Genomic DNA, 13,839 nt, shown 5'->3' on the forward strand with positions numbered 1-13,839 from the left:
GCCTCGAATGTCGCCGCGTGGCGCGGCGCCAGCCATCGTCCAATGGCCGGTGCGCTCGTGGGCGCAGGACTACAGGGCCAAACGGCTTATAGGCCCTGGATGTGCAGTGGCCAGGGCGTCTTGTTCCAGGCCGCGGCTTCCTCACGCAGCAGATGGGCCGACTGCGGAAAGGCATCGGCCCAGCCGGCGCGGCAGCTCAGTGTGCGGGCTGGCTGGCCGGCCTTGGCGCTGAGCTGCAGGCCCTGCAGATCGGGGTCGCGTCGCGCATGGCACAGGATCACGGCCAGGCGCAGCGCCAGCAGCTGCTGGGCGAAGGCCGCATCGCTGAGCTCGGCTTCGAGCTTGCGCAGCTTGCCGCGGTGGCCCAGCACCAGCAGGCCCAGGCGGTGCAGCTCGGGCGTGGCGAAGCCGGGCGCGTCGGCGTGCTCCAGCACATAGGCACCGTGGCGGTGGTAGTCGCTGTGCGAGACGAGGAAGCCGATCTCGTGCAGCTGGGCGGCCCAGCCCAGCTTGCGCTGCAGCCGGTCGGCGTCGTCCAGGGCCTGGCCAGCGCTCTTTTGCAGCTGCTCGAAAAAGCGCGTCGAGGCCGCACCCACGCGCCGGCTCTGCGCTGCATCGGTGTCGAACTTGAGCGCCAGACGGCGTACCGAGGCCGATCGCACGTCGCTGTCGGGTCCGTCGCGCTCCATCAGGTCGTACAGCACGCCGTGGCGCAGCGCGCCGTCGGCCGCGTGCATCTCTTCGATGCCCAGCAGGTCGAACACGGCCAGCAGCACGGACAGGCCGCCGCCGATGACCAGCTTGCGGTCGTCCTTCATGCCTTCGATGCGCAGCCGATCGACCGTCCGGGCCTCCAGCAGCTTGTCCATCAGCCAGGTGAGGCCGGCACGCGGGATCACGCCCGGTGCCCAGCCCGCGGCGGTCAGCATGTCGGCCACGGCGCCCACGGTGCCCGAGGCGCCGTAGGCCATGGTCCAGCGGCCCTTGCCATAGGCGTCCAGCGCCTCGTCGAGCACGGCCTTGGCGGCGATCTGCGCCACGCGGAACGCGTCGGCCTTGAATTCGCCCTTGGGGAAGTAGCGCATGGACCAGGCCACGCTGCCCACGCGGAACGAGTCCATGACGCGGGCCTCGTAGCCCTGGCCCAGGATCATCTCGGTGGAGCGCCCACCGATGTCCACGACCAGGCGCTTCTCGTCGGACTGCGGCAGCAGCCGGGCCACGCCCTGGTAGATCAGCCGCGCTTCTTCGCGCCCGGGGATCACGTCGATCGGAAAGCCCAGCACTTCGTGGCCGCGCGCCAGGAATTCCTCGCGGTTGCGCGCCTCGCGCAGGGTCTGCGTGGCGACGGCACGGACCTGGTGCTTCTTGAAGCCGGCCAGCCGCTCGCCGAAGCGGGCCAGGCAGTCCAGGCCGCGCTGCATGGCCTCGGGAGTCAGATTGCGGGCCTCGTCCAGGCCGTTGCCCTGGCGCACGACCTCCTTGAGGTACTCCGTGCGGCGGATCTGGCCATGTTCGAGACGGCCGATTTCCAGCCGAAAACTGTTGGAGCCCAGATCGAGGGCGGCGAGGAGGGTTCCGTTTTGCATGGCTGGGGCGGGATGCTAGCACCGGTGTTGCACCGCAACCAAGGCGGCGTCGCGGGCAATCGACAGGCGGTTCGGGGCCGCCAGGGGGCCGCCACATGTCATGTTGCTGTCACACAAGCTTCTTAAATTCCAACCATCGCGGATGGCAAGCGCCGTCCGGTTCCGGTTCCCTCAACCCCCACCGAGAGGTTTTGACATGCACCCCGTTACCCGTTTCTCTTCGATCACCCTGGCCATCGGCCTGACCGCCCTGGCCGGCGTTGCCCATGCACAAGACGTGACCGGCGCTGGCGCCAGCTTCCCGGCACCGCTGTATTCCAAGTGGGCTGCCGACTACAACAAGGCCACCGGCACCAAGATCAACTACCAGTCCGTGGGCTCCGGCGCCGGCCTGAAGCAGATCGAGGCCAAGACCGTGGACTTCGGCGCCTCCGACGCACCCCTGAAGGACGAAGACCTGGCCGCCAAGGGCCTGATGCAGTTCCCCACCGTGATCGGTGGCGTGATCCCCGTGGTCAACATCGCCGGCATCAAGCCCGGCGAACTGAAGCTGAACGGCCAGGTGCTGGGCGACATCTACCTGGGCAAGATCACCAAGTGGAACGACCCCGCCATCGTGGCACTGAATGCCGGCGTGAAGCTGCCCGATGCGGCCATCGCCCCGGTGCGCCGCGCCGACGGCTCGGGCACCAGCTTCCTGTTCACGAACTACCTGTCCAAGGTCAACGCCGAGTGGAAGAGCAAGGTCGGCGAAGGCACGGCCGTGAACTGGCCCACCGGCGCGGGTGGCAAGGGCAATGAAGGCGTGGCTGCGTTCGTGGGCCGCCTGCCGAACTCCATCGGCTACGTGGAGTACGCCTACGTCAAGCAGAACAAGATGAACTACGCGCTGCTGCAGAACGCATCGGGCAAGTTCCCCCAGCCCGATGACGACGCGTTCAAGGCCGCCGCCGCCAACGCCCAGTGGGACAAGAGCTTCTACCAGATCCTCACCAACCAGAACGGCGACGGCGCCTGGCCCATCACGGGCGCGACCTTCATCATCATGCACAAGAAGCAGGACAAGCCGGCCGTCGCGGCCTCGGCGCTGAAGTTCTTCGCCTGGGCCTACAAGGACGGCGACAAGACCTCCAGCGACCTGGACTACGTGCCCATGCCGGCAGCGGTCAAGACCACGATCCAGAAGTCGTGGGAGCAGGTCGTCGACGCCTCCGGCAAGCCGGTCGCGCTGGCCGCCAACTGATCGCCGGCCGACCCGTCCAACAGCCGAGCCACCGCCGTGTCTTCTACACTTCCAGCGAACGGCGCCCCTTTCGACATGTCCGGCAAGGGTGCTGGCAAAGGGGGCGAACGCGCGATGACAACACCTCCCCCCAAGAAGGCCCGCAGCGGCCCCATGGTGGACCGCCTGTTCGGGTGGGCTGCCAAGGGCGCGGCATGGCTCACATTGCTGCTGCTGATCGGCATCCTCGCGTCGCTGGTGCAGGGCGCGTGGCCGGCGATCTCCAAGTACGGCCTGAGCTTCCTGACCAGTACCACCTGGGACCCGGTGCAGGAAGAGTACGGCGGCCTGGTCATGATCTACGGCACGCTGGCCACGTCCATCATTGCGCTGGTGATCGCCGTGCCGGTGAGCTTCGGCATCGCGCTGTTCCTGACCGAGCTGTCGCCGGCCTGGCTCAAGCGCCCGCTGGGCACGGCCATCGAGCTGCTGGCGGCGGTGCCGTCCATCGTCTACGGCATGTGGGGCCTCTTGGTGTTCGGCCCCATCCTGGCCACCTATGTGCAGCAACCGCTGCAAAGCCTTTTCAACGGCGTGCCCTACCTGGGCGCGCTGGTCTCCGGCCCGCCGGTGGGCATCGGCATCCTGTCGGCCGGCATCATCCTGGCGATCATGATCATCCCGTTCATCGCCTCGGTGATGCGCGACGTGTTCGAAGTGACGCCGCCGCTGCTCAAGGAATCGGCCTACGGCCTGGGCGCCACGACCTGGGAAGTGATGTCCCGCGTGGTGCTGCCCTACACCAAGGCCGGCGTGGTCGGCGGCATCATGCTCGGCCTGGGCCGCGCTTTGGGCGAGACCATGGCCGTGACCTTCGTGATCGGCAACATGAACCAGCTCGACTCGCTGAGCCTGTTCCAGGCTGCCAACTCCATCACCTCGGCCCTGGCGAATGAATTCGCCGAAGCCGGCGCCGGCCTGCACCAGGCGGCACTGATGTACCTGGGCCTGGTGCTGTTCTTCATCACTTTCGTGGTGCTGTCGTGCTCCAAGCTGCTGCTGGCCCAGCTGCGCAAGAGCGAGGGAGCGAAATCATGAGCACCACCGCAGAAAACCTGGTCCGCAAGGCAGAGTACGACAAGGGCCGTGCCGCTAAGTACGCCAGCCGCAAGCGCGTGAACCAAGTCGCGCTGGCCCTGTCGCTCGCGGCCATGGCCTTCGGCGTGTTCTGGCTGGTGTGGATCCTGTGGGAAACCATCCGCCTGGGCGTCGGTGGCCTGGCGCTCGCCACGTTCACCGAGATGACGCCGCCGCCCAACGAGGTCGGTGGCATCGCCAACGCGTTGTACGGCTCGTTCCTGATGGTGCTGGTGGCGACCTTCATCGGCACGCCCATCGGCATCATGGCCGGGATCTACCTGGCAGAGTACGAGCCCAAGGGCTGGCTGGCCTCGGTCACGCGTTTCGTGAACGACATCCTGCTGTCGGCCCCGTCCATCGTGATCGGCCTGTTCGTCTATGCCGTGGTGGTGACGCAGATGCGTGCCTTCTCGGGCATCGCGGGCTCCATCGCGCTGGCGCTGATCGTGATCCCGGTCGTGATCCGCACCACCGAGAACATGCTGCAACTGGTGCCGCCCGGCTTGCGCGAAGCCGCCTACGCCCTGGGCACGCCCAAGTGGAAGGTGATCATGAGCATCACGCTGCGGGCCGCACGTGCCGGTGTCGTGACCGGCGTGCTGCTGGCCGTGGCCCGTATCGCCGGCGAGACCGCGCCGCTGCTGTTCACGGCGCTGAACAACCAGTTCTGGACCTCCAGCATGGGCGAGCCCATGGCCAGCCTGCCGGTCACCATCTTCAAGTTCGCCATGAGCCCCTACGAGAACTGGCAGCAACTGGCCTGGGCCGGCGTGTTCCTGATCACCGTGGCGGTCCTCGGCCTGAACATCCTGGCGCGCGTGCTGACACGCAGCAAGAACTAACCGCAACGCAGAGCGAGAGCATCACCATGCCAACCACTGTCACCGCGCCCGAGCGCGCCAAGATCTCCGTCAAGGACCTGAACTTCTACTACGGCAAGTTCCACGCCCTGAAGGGCATCAACCTGGAAATCCCGGAGAAGAAGGTCACCGCCTTTATCGGCCCGTCGGGCTGCGGCAAGTCCACGCTGCTGCGCACCTTCAACCGCATGTTCGAGCTGTACCCCGAGCAGCGCGCCGAAGGCCAGATCGTGCTGGACGGCGAGAACCTGCTGACGTCCAAGCAGGACGTGGCCCTGGTGCGCGCCAAGGTCGGCATGGTCTTCCAGAAGCCCACGCCGTTCCCGATGTCGATCTACGACAACATCGCCTTCGGCGTGAAGCTGTTCGAGAACCTCAACGCGACCGACATGGACGAGCGTGTGGAATGGGCGCTGCGCAAGGCCGCGCTATGGACCGAGGTGAAGGACAAGCTGCAGCAGAGCGGCTCCGGCCTCTCGGGCGGCCAGCAGCAACGCCTGTGCATCGCGCGCGGCATCGCGATCAAGCCCGAAGTGCTGCTGCTGGACGAGCCCTGCTCGGCGCTGGACCCGATCTCCACCTCGAAGATCGAGGAACTGATCACCGAGCTGAAGACCGAATACACGGTGGTGATCGTGACCCACAACATGCAGCAGGCGGCCCGCTGCAGCGACTACACGGCCTACATGTACCTGGGCGACCTGATGGAGTTCGGCGCCACCGAGGAGCTGTTCTTCAAGCCCAAGCGCAAGGAGACCGAGGACTACATCACCGGCCGCTTCGGCTAAGGCACAGGAGAAACCCATGGCGGACAAACATCTTTCCACGCAGTTCGACACCGAGCTCAATGCCGTCTCCAGCCGCGTGATGGAGCTCGGCGGGCTGGTCGAATCGCAGATCCGCAAGGCGATCTACGCGCTGTCGCAGTTCAGCAGCGAAGTGGCCGACGAAGTGGAGGCCACCGAGGCGCGCGTGAACGCGATGGAGGTCGAGATCGACCGCGACCTGGCCTCCATCATCGGCCGGCGCCAGCCCACGGCGCGCGACCTGCGCCTGCTGCTGGCGATCTCCAAGACCACGGCCAACCTGGAGCGCGTGGGAGACGAGTCGGCCAAGATCGCGCGCATGGTCAAGTCCATCGTCGAGAGCGGCTCGGCCCGCTCGCTGCCCACGCTGGACCTGCGCGTGTCGGCCGACCTGGCCTCGGGCCTGTTGCGCAAGGCGCTGGATGCGTTCGCGCGGCTGGACACGGCCGCGGCGGTCAGCATCCTGAAGGAAGACGACCAGATCGACCGTGAGTTCGACGGCTTCGTGCGCAAACTCATCACCTACATGATGGAAGACCCGCGCACGATCTCCGCGAGCCTGGACCTGCTGTTCCTGGCCAAGGCCATCGAGCGCATCGGCGACCACGCCAAGAACATCGCCGAGTTCATCATCTACATCGTCAAGGGAGCCGACGTGCGCCATGCCAGCATGGAGCAGGTCGAGTCGGCAGTCCTATGAAGCACATGCCCCGTGTGCTGATCGTCGAGGACGAGCCGGCCATCGCCGAGCTGCTGGCCGTCAACCTGCGCCACAGCGGCTTCCAGCCGACCTGGGCCATGGACAGCGTGACCGCGCAGGTCGAGCTGGACGCGGTGCTGCCCGACGTGATCCTGCTGGACTGGATGCTGCCGGGCGAGAGCGGCCTGTCGCTGGCGCGCAAGTGGCGCGCCGATGCGCGGACCAAGGTCGTGCCCATCATCATGCTGACGGCGCGCGGCGACGAGCACGACCGCGTGTCGGGGCTGGACGCGGGCGCCGACGACTACATCACCAAGCCCTTCTCGACCAAGGAGATGCTGGCCCGCATCCGCGCCGTGCTGCGCCGCCGCGCGCCGGAGCAGGCCGGTGGCTCGGTGCAGATCGGCCAGCTGCTGCTCGATGCGTCCACGCACCGCGTGAGCTTTGCCGAGCAACCGCTCAAGATGGGTCCGACCGAGTTCAAGCTGCTGCACTACCTGATGCAGCATGCCGAGCGCGTGCACAGCCGCTCGCAGCTGCTGGACCGCGTGTGGGGCGACCACGTGTTCATCGAGGAGCGCACCGTGGACGTGCACGTGAAGCGCCTGCGCGAAGCCCTGGGCGCCGCCGGCACCATGGTGGAGACCGTGCGGGGCGCGGGCTACCGCATCACGGCGCAACCCATGGTCGCCGTGCCCGGCGCCGCCACGGCGAGCTTGGGCCGCGCAGCGCAGACCTCCGCCTGACGGCCAGGCCGGGCGGCCTGTCGTCCGGTTGCAAAGAGAATCGGCGGGATGTGGCTGCGTTTTTCTAGTTTCTTTCTGTTCCTGCTGGGCGGCGCCGGGGCCGGATGGTTCGTGGCACGCTGGCCGGGCACGAGCGCCGGGCTGCTGCTGGCCGCACTGGCCTGGTGGCTCCTCGACGTGCTGCGCGCGATGCGCGTCCTGCGCTGGCTGCGTGACGGGCAGACCGGCGAGCCGCCACGCATGCGCGGGATGTGGGGTGAGTTCTCGGATCGGCTGCGCCGCCAGCAACGCCACCACAGCCAGCGCGTGCAGGACAGCGACCGCCGGCTCGCGCAGTTCCTGCAGGCCATCCAGGCGTCGTCCAACGGCGTGGTGCTGCTCGATGCCGAGGGGCGCATCGAGTGGTGCAACCAGATGGCAGCCATGCATTTCGGCTTCGACGAGGAGCGCGACCGGCGCCAGCTGATCGGCAACCTGGTGCGCGACCCCGAGTTCACGGCCTGCTATGCGCAGGGCGGCGCGGCCACGTTGACGGGGCGCGGCGACAGCGCGGGCCGTCCCATGCGGCTGGCCGTGCGGCTGCACGAATACGGCGAGGGCAAGCGGCTGATGCTGTCCAACGACGTCACGGCGCTGGAGCAGGCCGAGGCCATGCGGCGCGATTTCGTGGCCAACGTGTCGCACGAGATCCGCACGCCGCTGACGGTGCTGACCGGCTTCGTCGAGACTTTGCAGTCGCTGCCGCTGGAGGAGGCGGAGCGCGCGCGCTACCTGGAACTGATGTCACAGCAGGCCGCGCGCATGCAGTCGCTGGTGCACGACCTGCTGACGCTGTCGCGCATCGAGGGCAGCCCGCCGCCGCGCAAGGACGAGTGGACTTCGGCGCAGGAGCTGGCGGCGCTGTGCGCGCAAGAGGCCGGTGCGTTGTCGTCCTTGCTGACGGCTGGGCAGGGCGCGGCGCATCAGCTGCGTTTCGACCCCGCGCCCGACATGGCGGTGGCCGGTTCGCGCAGCGAGCTGCAAAGTGCGATGTCCAACCTGGTCAGCAACGCCGTGCGCTACACGCCGGCGGGCGGCAGCATCCACGTGGCCTGGCAGGGCCTGCCGGACGGCCAGCTGGAGTTCTCCGTCACCGACACCGGGCCGGGCGTCGCGCCCGAGCACCTGCCGCGGCTGACCGAGCGCTTCTACCGCGTGGACCGCAGCCGCTCGCGCGAGACGGGTGGCACGGGCCTGGGCCTGGCCATCGTCAAGCACGTGGTGCAGCGCCACGCGGCCGAGCTGCGCGTGCAGTCCACGCTGGGCCGCGGCTCGCGCTTCGCGATCGTGTTTCCGAAGCAGCGCCTGCGGCGCACCAGCAGCGAGCCCGCGCCGGCCCTTCAATGAGGCAGCGAGCGCCGCACCGTGCGGCGCAGCAGGGCCAGGAAGATCAGGGCCACCAGGGCCAGCGCCCCGGCACCGGCCATCCAGAACGCCGCCGGTGACTGCAGGGCCGGCCAAGGGCCGACGCCGCGGTAGGCCAACGCTTGCCCGCCGGCCAGGCCCAGCCCCCACAGCAGCAGGCCGTAGACCACAAGCGGCGCCAGCGTGACGCGGTAGCAGCGCAGCACGAAGACGCACATGGCCTGCACGGTGTCGGCCAGGTGGTACAGCGCGACCCAGCCCAGCAGCGCAGCCGCGGTCGCGGCCACGGCGGCGCTGCCGGCGTACAGCGCGGCGATGGGCTCGCGCAACAGGGCGAGCGTGCCGGCCAGCACGACCGCAGCGCTGCAGGCCAGCCGCAGGCCCGTGCGCAGGCTGGCGCTGGCGCGTGCCGGATCGCCCTGGCCCAGCCACCAGCTCACGCGCGCACTGGTCGCCAGGCCCAGCGACAGCGGCGACATGTAGAGCACCGCCGCCAGGTTGGATGCGATCTGGTGGCCGGCCGAGGCGACCGTCCCCATGCGTGCGATCAGCAGCGCCATCAGCGTGAACGAGGTCACCTCGACCATCACCGCCAGGCCGCCCGGCACGCCCAGGCGCAGGAACTCGGAGATGCGGCGCCAGTCCGGGCGCTCGATGCGTTGCCAGATCGCGAAGTCGCGGTACAGCGGCTGGGTGTGCAGCGTCCACAGCGCCACGCCCAGCATGGCGTAGTTGACGACCAGCGTGGCCCAGGCGCAGCCGACCGCGCCACCTGCGGGCAGGCCCGCGCCGCCGAAGGCGAACCACAGCGACAAGGGCACCTTGAGCGCCAGCCCGCCGATCTGCAGCCAGGTCACGAGCAGGGGGCGGGCCAGGCTCTGGTTCAGCGTGCTGTAGAGCCGGAACAGCAGGGCCGGCGGCAGCGAGAGCGCCAGCACGGCCAGGTAGCCTTGCACCTCGGCCTGCAAGGCCGGGGGCACCTCGGCCCAGCGCAGCAGCGGGCCGGGCGAGAGCAACGCCGCGCAGCCGAGCACGGCGCACAGCGCCACCAGGTACAGAGACTGGCGCACCGAGCGGCCGATCTCGCTCGCGCGGTCGGCGCCGCGCAGCTCGGCCCAGATCGGCAGCAAGGCTTGCAGCACGCCCATCAGGGCGACGAAGACGCTGATGTAGACTGCCGAGCCCACCGAGAGTGCCGCCAGCGCCGCGTCGGAATGGCGGCCTGCGACCAGGGTGTCCGTGACGCCGAAGGCCATCACGGCCAGCTGGCCCACGAGCACGGTGGCGGCGTGGCGGCCGATGACGGACAGGTCCGACGCCATCAGCGCCGGAACAGCAGCATGTCCTCGTCCTTGTCGGCGGGGCGGCGGACCGAGGCGACGAGCGTCCAGGGCCGTGTGCCGACCGTGTCGCGCATCGTGGAGATGGCGTCGGAGTGCACCAGCAGCCAGGGGCAGTCCGAGGGCTGGTCGCTGGCGTAACGCAGGTCCATCTGGCCGTGGAAGCGAAAGGCCGCGATCTGCGCGCGCGTGAAGCCGTGGATCTCAACGCAGCCCGGTGCGTCCATGTGGACCTGCACCAGCCGCACCAGCGGCGCGTAGCTGCGCGCGTAGTTCAGCGTGGGCAGGCCCAGCGTCATGAGCAGGAACCAGCACAGCGCCGTACCGCCGGCCGGCAGCACCAGGCTTTTCCAGATGGCCGCGGGGTGGCGTCCGATGCGCCAGCGCACGAGCCAGACCCACACGCCGGTGGCCACCAGGGCCAGCAAAAAGGCCGGCAGCGAGAACACGGGCTCGAAACCGGGCGCCAGCTTGAACACGTTGGCCGCGGGCTTGGCCGGCACGCCGGTCTGCAGCGAGATCCAAATGACCCAGATCGTGATCGCGCAACTGCTGAAGAACAGCAGCGTGAACCAGTCGATCAGCGCGGCGGCGCTGCGCTCGAAGGTCGGCAGAGCGAAGGCCGCCAGGGCCGCCAGAGCAGGCAGGCCGAGCAGCAACGCGCGGTCGGACGGTGGTGCGACCAGGGCGCCGCCGAGGAGCACGAACAGGAACCACAGGGGCACGGCGAAGTGGCGCTCGGGCCGGCCCTGCGTGAGCTGATGGCGCCAGCGCCACAGCGTCCACAACGCCATGGGCCAGACGGGCCATGTGAACCACAGCAGCAAGCGGCCCAGGCTGCGCCAGGTGCTCCACTGCGCGGCCGGCAGGGCCAGGCGCCAGCGCCACAGATCGAGCAACGTGGCCAGCGCCACCACGGCCAGCGTGATGACCAGCACCCACAGGGCATGGCGGCGCAAGCGGCCCGGCGCGGTCTCGTGGTCGAAGGGCAGCAGGCAGATCCCGGCCCCGCCCAAGCCCAGGAGCGTGGCCACGCTGGGCGCGCCCGACAGTGCCAGCCCGGCCAGGCCGGCGGACAGTGCCGCCAGCGCCTGGGTCTGCCGGAAGGGCAGGGCGGCCAGGCCGAAAAAGCTCAATGCGGCGAAACCGAGCTGGGCCAGCGCCGGCGACGTCTCATGCGACAGCTGGGCCAGGCCCAGGCAGGCCAGCAGGGCGAGCAGGCCTCCATCGGCCAGCGCACGTGCATAGTCGGTGGGCCGTGCCTCGCCGCCGAAGGCGAAGGCCACGGGCTGGGCACGCGGGGCGCGCGCCAGGTAGTACACGCCGTACCAGGTGGAGGCCAGCGCCACCCACAGCAGCACCATGGACGGCAGCCGCACGGCGAAGGCCGGGTCCACCCAGGCCGGCGCCAGCGCCAGGGCACCGGCGCCCAGCCAGTGCGGCAGCAGCACGCCCGCCTCGGGCTGGCCCATCAAGGTCGGGCTCAGCCAGGCACTGGTGCCTGCGGCCAGCTCCACCATGTAGCCGAAGGTCGTGACATCGGCGCCCTTGAGTGGGTCGCGCCCGACGAAACCGGCCAGCACGTAGGCCGCGCACAGCAGCAGCAAGGCCGTGCGCGGCAGGCGCCGCACGGCACTTTGGGCAACGATGGCGGGGCTGGTCTGGGTCAAGGCTGGCGGGAAAAGCGGGCAACAAAAAAGGCAGCGCGGTTGAACCGGGCTGCCCTTTGCGCGGGTTGCGTGCGAGGCGGCTGCTTACTTGGCAGCGGTCTTGCCGAAACGGTTGCGGAAGCGTTCGACGCGGCCACCCATGTTGTCCACGGACTTCTGCGTGCCCGTGTAGAAAGGATGCGACTCGCTGGAGGTATCGAGCTTGTACAGCGGCAGTTCGCGGCCGTCTTCGAGCTTGAGCGTTTCCTTGGTGCTCACGCACGAGCGGGTCACGAACTTGAAGTTGTTCGACAGGTCCAGGAACACCACTTCGCGGTAGTTCGGGTGGATGCCTTCTTTCATGGGAATTCCTTGTGTTTCAGTTGCGGCAGCCGTCCTGTGCCTTGCATGAACCGTTCATGCAATCCAAAGCCGGGATACTTGCCGCGAAAAGCCTGCGATTATGGCACAGGCCCCGGTAATCAGCCGCCGCGGCGCATCATGTCGAAGAACTCGTTGTTGGTCTTCGTGGCGCGCATGTTCTTGAGCATCAGCTCCATGGACTCAATCTCGTCCATGTTGTACATGAACTGGCGCAGGATGCGGCTCTTCTGCAGGATCTCGGGCGCCAGCAACAGTTCCTCGCGGCGCGTGCCGCTGCGGTTGAGCTGCAGCGAGGGGAACACGCGCTTTTCGTACAGGCGGCGGTCCAGGTGGATTTCGCAGTTGCCCGTGCCCTTGAACTCTTCGAAGATCACTTCGTCCATGCGGCTGCCGGTGTCGACCAGCGCGGTGCCGATGATGGTCAGCGAGCCGCCTTCTTCCACGTTGCGCGCCGCGCCCAGGAAGCGCTTGGGGCGCTGCAGCGCGTTGGAATCGACACCGCCGGTCAACACCTTGCCCGAAGAGGGAACGACATTGTTGTAGGCGCGGGCCAGGCGCGTGATGGAGTCCAGCAGGATCACCACGTCCTTCTTGAGCTCGACCAGGCGCTTGGCGCGCTCGATCACCATCTCGGCCACGTGCACGTGGCGCGCGGCGGGCTCGTCGAAGGTCGAGGCGATGACCTCGCCCTTCACCGAGCGCTGCATTTCGGTCACTTCTTCGGGCCGCTCGTCGACCAGCAGCACCATCATGTAGCTGTCGGGGTAGTTGGCCGCGATGGCGTGCGCGATGTGCTGCATCATCACCGTCTTGCCGCTCTTGGGCGGGGCGACCAGCAGGGCGCGCTGGCCCTTGCCGATGGGCGCGACGATGTCGATGATGCGGCCGGTGATGTTCTCTTCGCCCTTGATGTCGCGCTCGAGCTTCATCTGCTCCTTGGGGAACAGCGGGGTCAGGTTCTCGAACATGACCTTGTGCTTGTTCTCTTCGGGGCCCCCGCCGTTGACCTTGTCCAGCTTGTTCAGCGCGAAGTAGCGCTCGCCGTCCTTGGGCGTGCGGACCTCGCCTTCGATCATGTCGCCGGTGTGCAGGTTGAAGCGGCGCACCTGGCTGGGGCTGATGTAGATGTCGTCGGTGCTGGCCGTGTAGCTCGTGTCGGGGCTGCGCAGGAAGCCGAAGCCGTCGGGCAGGATCTCCAGCACGCCGTCCGCAATGATCTGCTCACCGGCACGCGCGCGCTTCTTGATGATCGCGAACATCAGCTCCTGCTTGCGCATGCGCCCCGTGTTCTCGATTTCAAGCTCTTCGGCCTGGCGGAGGACTTCGGACACGTGCAGTGCCTTGAGTTCGTTTAAGTGCATGGGAAGACTCCGTCGGGAGTTCGTAAAAGCAACGCGGGGGAGGTGGTGCTGGAGAGGCTAGAGGCGCCTCGTCACCGAATCGAACCGGCGGCTGTGGGGGCCACCGGTGAACTGCTGGGGATTATGACAGGAAAGAGCGGCTTCCCGAGAGGCCGGCGCAGGGGCCGGCAGGGAAGCGCTGGCGGGGGACTCAGGCCAGTTGCTGGTCGATGAAGGCGGTCAGCTGGGCCTTGCTCATGGCGCCGACCTTGGTGGCCGACAGCTCGCCGCCCTTGAAGAGCATCAATGTCGGGATGCCGCGGATGCCGAACTTCGCGGGGATGTCGCGGTTCTCATCGACATTCATCTTGGCGATCTGCAGCTTGCCCGCATAGCCCGTTGCGACTTCGTCCAGGATGGGCGCGATCATCTTGCACGGCCCGCACCACTCGGCCCAGTAGTCCACCAGGACGGGCGTGCCGGACTTCAATACATCCGCTTCGAAACTCGCGTCGGACACATGCTTGATCAATTCGTTTGCCATCTCTGCTTCCTCTGTCGGTGATCGGTACGGCTAAAGTCGCGGCATTGTGACAGAAACCAAGTACCGTCAAGGGGCACCCGCTTCTATCGAAGCCATAGCGAAATCCCATTCTCGA

The 13,839-nt window shown here is 67.9% G+C and carries 13 protein-coding genes; 7 read left to right on the forward strand and 6 right to left on the reverse strand.

What is annotated here, in order from left to right; translation table 11 throughout:
- Window positions 1–86 precede the first annotated feature (86 nt).
- Window positions 87–1,589, reverse strand: coding sequence for a Ppx/GppA phosphatase family protein (locus ASF43_RS02990; RefSeq protein ID WP_056176399.1), 1,503 nt, complete (start codon window positions 1,587–1,589; stop codon window positions 87–89).
- A 196-nt stretch (window positions 1,590–1,785) separates the two neighbouring features.
- Between ASF43_RS02990 and pstS the strand changes: the two genes are divergently transcribed.
- The 7 genes from pstS to phoR all read left to right on the forward strand — a co-directional run bounded on the left by pstS (window position 1,786) and on the right by phoR (window position 8,449).
- On the forward strand, window positions 1,786–2,832 hold the full coding sequence (gene pstS / locus ASF43_RS02995; RefSeq protein WP_056176402.1) for a phosphate ABC transporter substrate-binding protein PstS: 1,047 nt from the start codon (window positions 1,786–1,788) through the stop codon (window positions 2,830–2,832).
- 75 nt (window positions 2,833–2,907) lie between these two features.
- Window positions 2,908–3,909 carry a phosphate ABC transporter permease subunit PstC gene (pstC, locus tag ASF43_RS03000; protein ID WP_056176407.1) on the forward strand — a complete coding sequence of 334 codons (1,002 nt, stop codon included), beginning with the start codon at window positions 2,908–2,910 and terminating at the stop codon, window positions 3,907–3,909.
- Complete coding sequence (pstA, locus tag ASF43_RS03005; protein ID WP_056176410.1) at window positions 3,906–4,793, forward strand: phosphate ABC transporter permease PstA; 888 nt, start codon at window positions 3,906–3,908, stop codon at window positions 4,791–4,793. The genes pstC and pstA overlap by 4 nt, the downstream gene beginning before the upstream one ends.
- 26 nt (window positions 4,794–4,819) lie before the next feature.
- The gene (gene pstB, locus ASF43_RS03010) at window positions 4,820–5,599 is read left to right on the forward strand and encodes a phosphate ABC transporter ATP-binding protein PstB (protein WP_056176414.1); all 780 of its coding nucleotides are present in this window, start codon (window positions 4,820–4,822) and stop codon (window positions 5,597–5,599) included.
- A gap of 16 nt (window positions 5,600–5,615) precedes the next feature.
- Window positions 5,616–6,317, forward strand: a complete 702-nt coding sequence (gene phoU / locus ASF43_RS03015) for a phosphate signaling complex protein PhoU (protein ID WP_056176417.1) — start codon at window positions 5,616–5,618, stop codon at window positions 6,315–6,317.
- The gene (gene phoB / locus ASF43_RS03020) at window positions 6,314–7,063 is read left to right on the forward strand and encodes a phosphate regulon transcriptional regulator PhoB (protein ID WP_056176421.1); all 750 of its coding nucleotides are present in this window, start codon (window positions 6,314–6,316) and stop codon (window positions 7,061–7,063) included. Before phoU ends, phoB begins: the two co-directional genes overlap by 4 nt.
- 48 nt (window positions 7,064–7,111) lie before the next feature.
- Entirely contained in the window at window positions 7,112–8,449 is a 1,338-nt protein-coding gene (gene phoR / locus ASF43_RS03025; RefSeq protein WP_056176423.1) for a phosphate regulon sensor histidine kinase PhoR, read from the forward strand.
- On the opposite strand, the gene ASF43_RS03030 is transcribed toward phoR, so the two are convergent.
- From ASF43_RS03030 to trxA, 5 genes are all read right to left on the reverse strand, one after another.
- The gene (locus ASF43_RS03030; RefSeq protein ID WP_056176426.1) at window positions 8,443–9,789 is read right to left on the reverse strand and encodes an MATE family efflux transporter; all 1,347 of its coding nucleotides are present in this window, start codon (window positions 9,787–9,789) and stop codon (window positions 8,443–8,445) included. The genes phoR and ASF43_RS03030 overlap by 7 nt on opposite strands.
- Window positions 9,789–11,477, reverse strand: coding sequence for a hypothetical protein (locus ASF43_RS03035; protein ID WP_056176430.1), 1,689 nt, complete (start codon window positions 11,475–11,477; stop codon window positions 9,789–9,791). The genes ASF43_RS03030 and ASF43_RS03035 overlap by 1 nt, the downstream gene beginning before the upstream one ends.
- 84 nt (window positions 11,478–11,561) lie before the next feature.
- Window positions 11,562–11,819, reverse strand: a complete 258-nt coding sequence (locus ASF43_RS03040; RefSeq protein ID WP_056176433.1) for a type B 50S ribosomal protein L31 — start codon at window positions 11,817–11,819, stop codon at window positions 11,562–11,564.
- A gap of 119 nt (window positions 11,820–11,938) precedes the next feature.
- Window positions 11,939–13,201, reverse strand: a complete 1,263-nt coding sequence (gene rho / locus ASF43_RS03045) for a transcription termination factor Rho (RefSeq protein WP_056176434.1) — start codon at window positions 13,199–13,201, stop codon at window positions 11,939–11,941.
- 190 nt (window positions 13,202–13,391) lie between these two features.
- The gene (trxA, locus tag ASF43_RS03050; RefSeq protein ID WP_056176437.1) at window positions 13,392–13,724 is read right to left on the reverse strand and encodes a thioredoxin TrxA; all 333 of its coding nucleotides are present in this window, start codon (window positions 13,722–13,724) and stop codon (window positions 13,392–13,394) included.
- Window positions 13,725–13,839: the final 115 nt, after the last annotated feature.

This window comes from Pseudorhodoferax sp. Leaf267, assembly GCF_001422405.1.
Taxonomy (GTDB): Bacteria; Pseudomonadota; Gammaproteobacteria; order Burkholderiales; family Burkholderiaceae_C; genus Pseudorhodoferax.

Coding starts and splice junctions, on each gene's coding strand:
- ASF43_RS02990 (WP_056176399.1), bottom strand. CDS start 1,589: ATGCAAAACGGAACCCTCCTCGCCGCCCTCGATCTGGGCTCCAACAGT.
- pstS (WP_056176402.1), top strand. CDS start 1,786: ATGCACCCCGTTACCCGTTTCTCTTCGATCACCCTGGCCATCGGCCTG.
- pstC (WP_056176407.1), top strand. CDS start 2,908: ATGTCCGGCAAGGGTGCTGGCAAAGGGGGCGAACGCGCGATGACAACA.
- pstA (WP_056176410.1), top strand. CDS start 3,906: ATGAGCACCACCGCAGAAAACCTGGTCCGCAAGGCAGAGTACGACAAG.
- pstB (WP_056176414.1), top strand. CDS start 4,820: ATGCCAACCACTGTCACCGCGCCCGAGCGCGCCAAGATCTCCGTCAAG.
- phoU (WP_056176417.1), top strand. CDS start 5,616: ATGGCGGACAAACATCTTTCCACGCAGTTCGACACCGAGCTCAATGCC.
- phoB (WP_056176421.1), top strand. CDS start 6,314: ATGAAGCACATGCCCCGTGTGCTGATCGTCGAGGACGAGCCGGCCATC.
- phoR (WP_056176423.1), top strand. CDS start 7,112: ATGTGGCTGCGTTTTTCTAGTTTCTTTCTGTTCCTGCTGGGCGGCGCC.
- ASF43_RS03030 (WP_056176426.1), bottom strand. CDS start 9,789: ATGGCGTCGGACCTGTCCGTCATCGGCCGCCACGCCGCCACCGTGCTC.
- ASF43_RS03040 (WP_056176433.1), bottom strand. CDS start 11,819: ATGAAAGAAGGCATCCACCCGAACTACCGCGAAGTGGTGTTCCTGGAC.
- rho (WP_056176434.1), bottom strand. CDS start 13,201: ATGCACTTAAACGAACTCAAGGCACTGCACGTGTCCGAAGTCCTCCGC.
- trxA (WP_056176437.1), bottom strand. CDS start 13,724: ATGGCAAACGAATTGATCAAGCATGTGTCCGACGCGAGTTTCGAAGCG.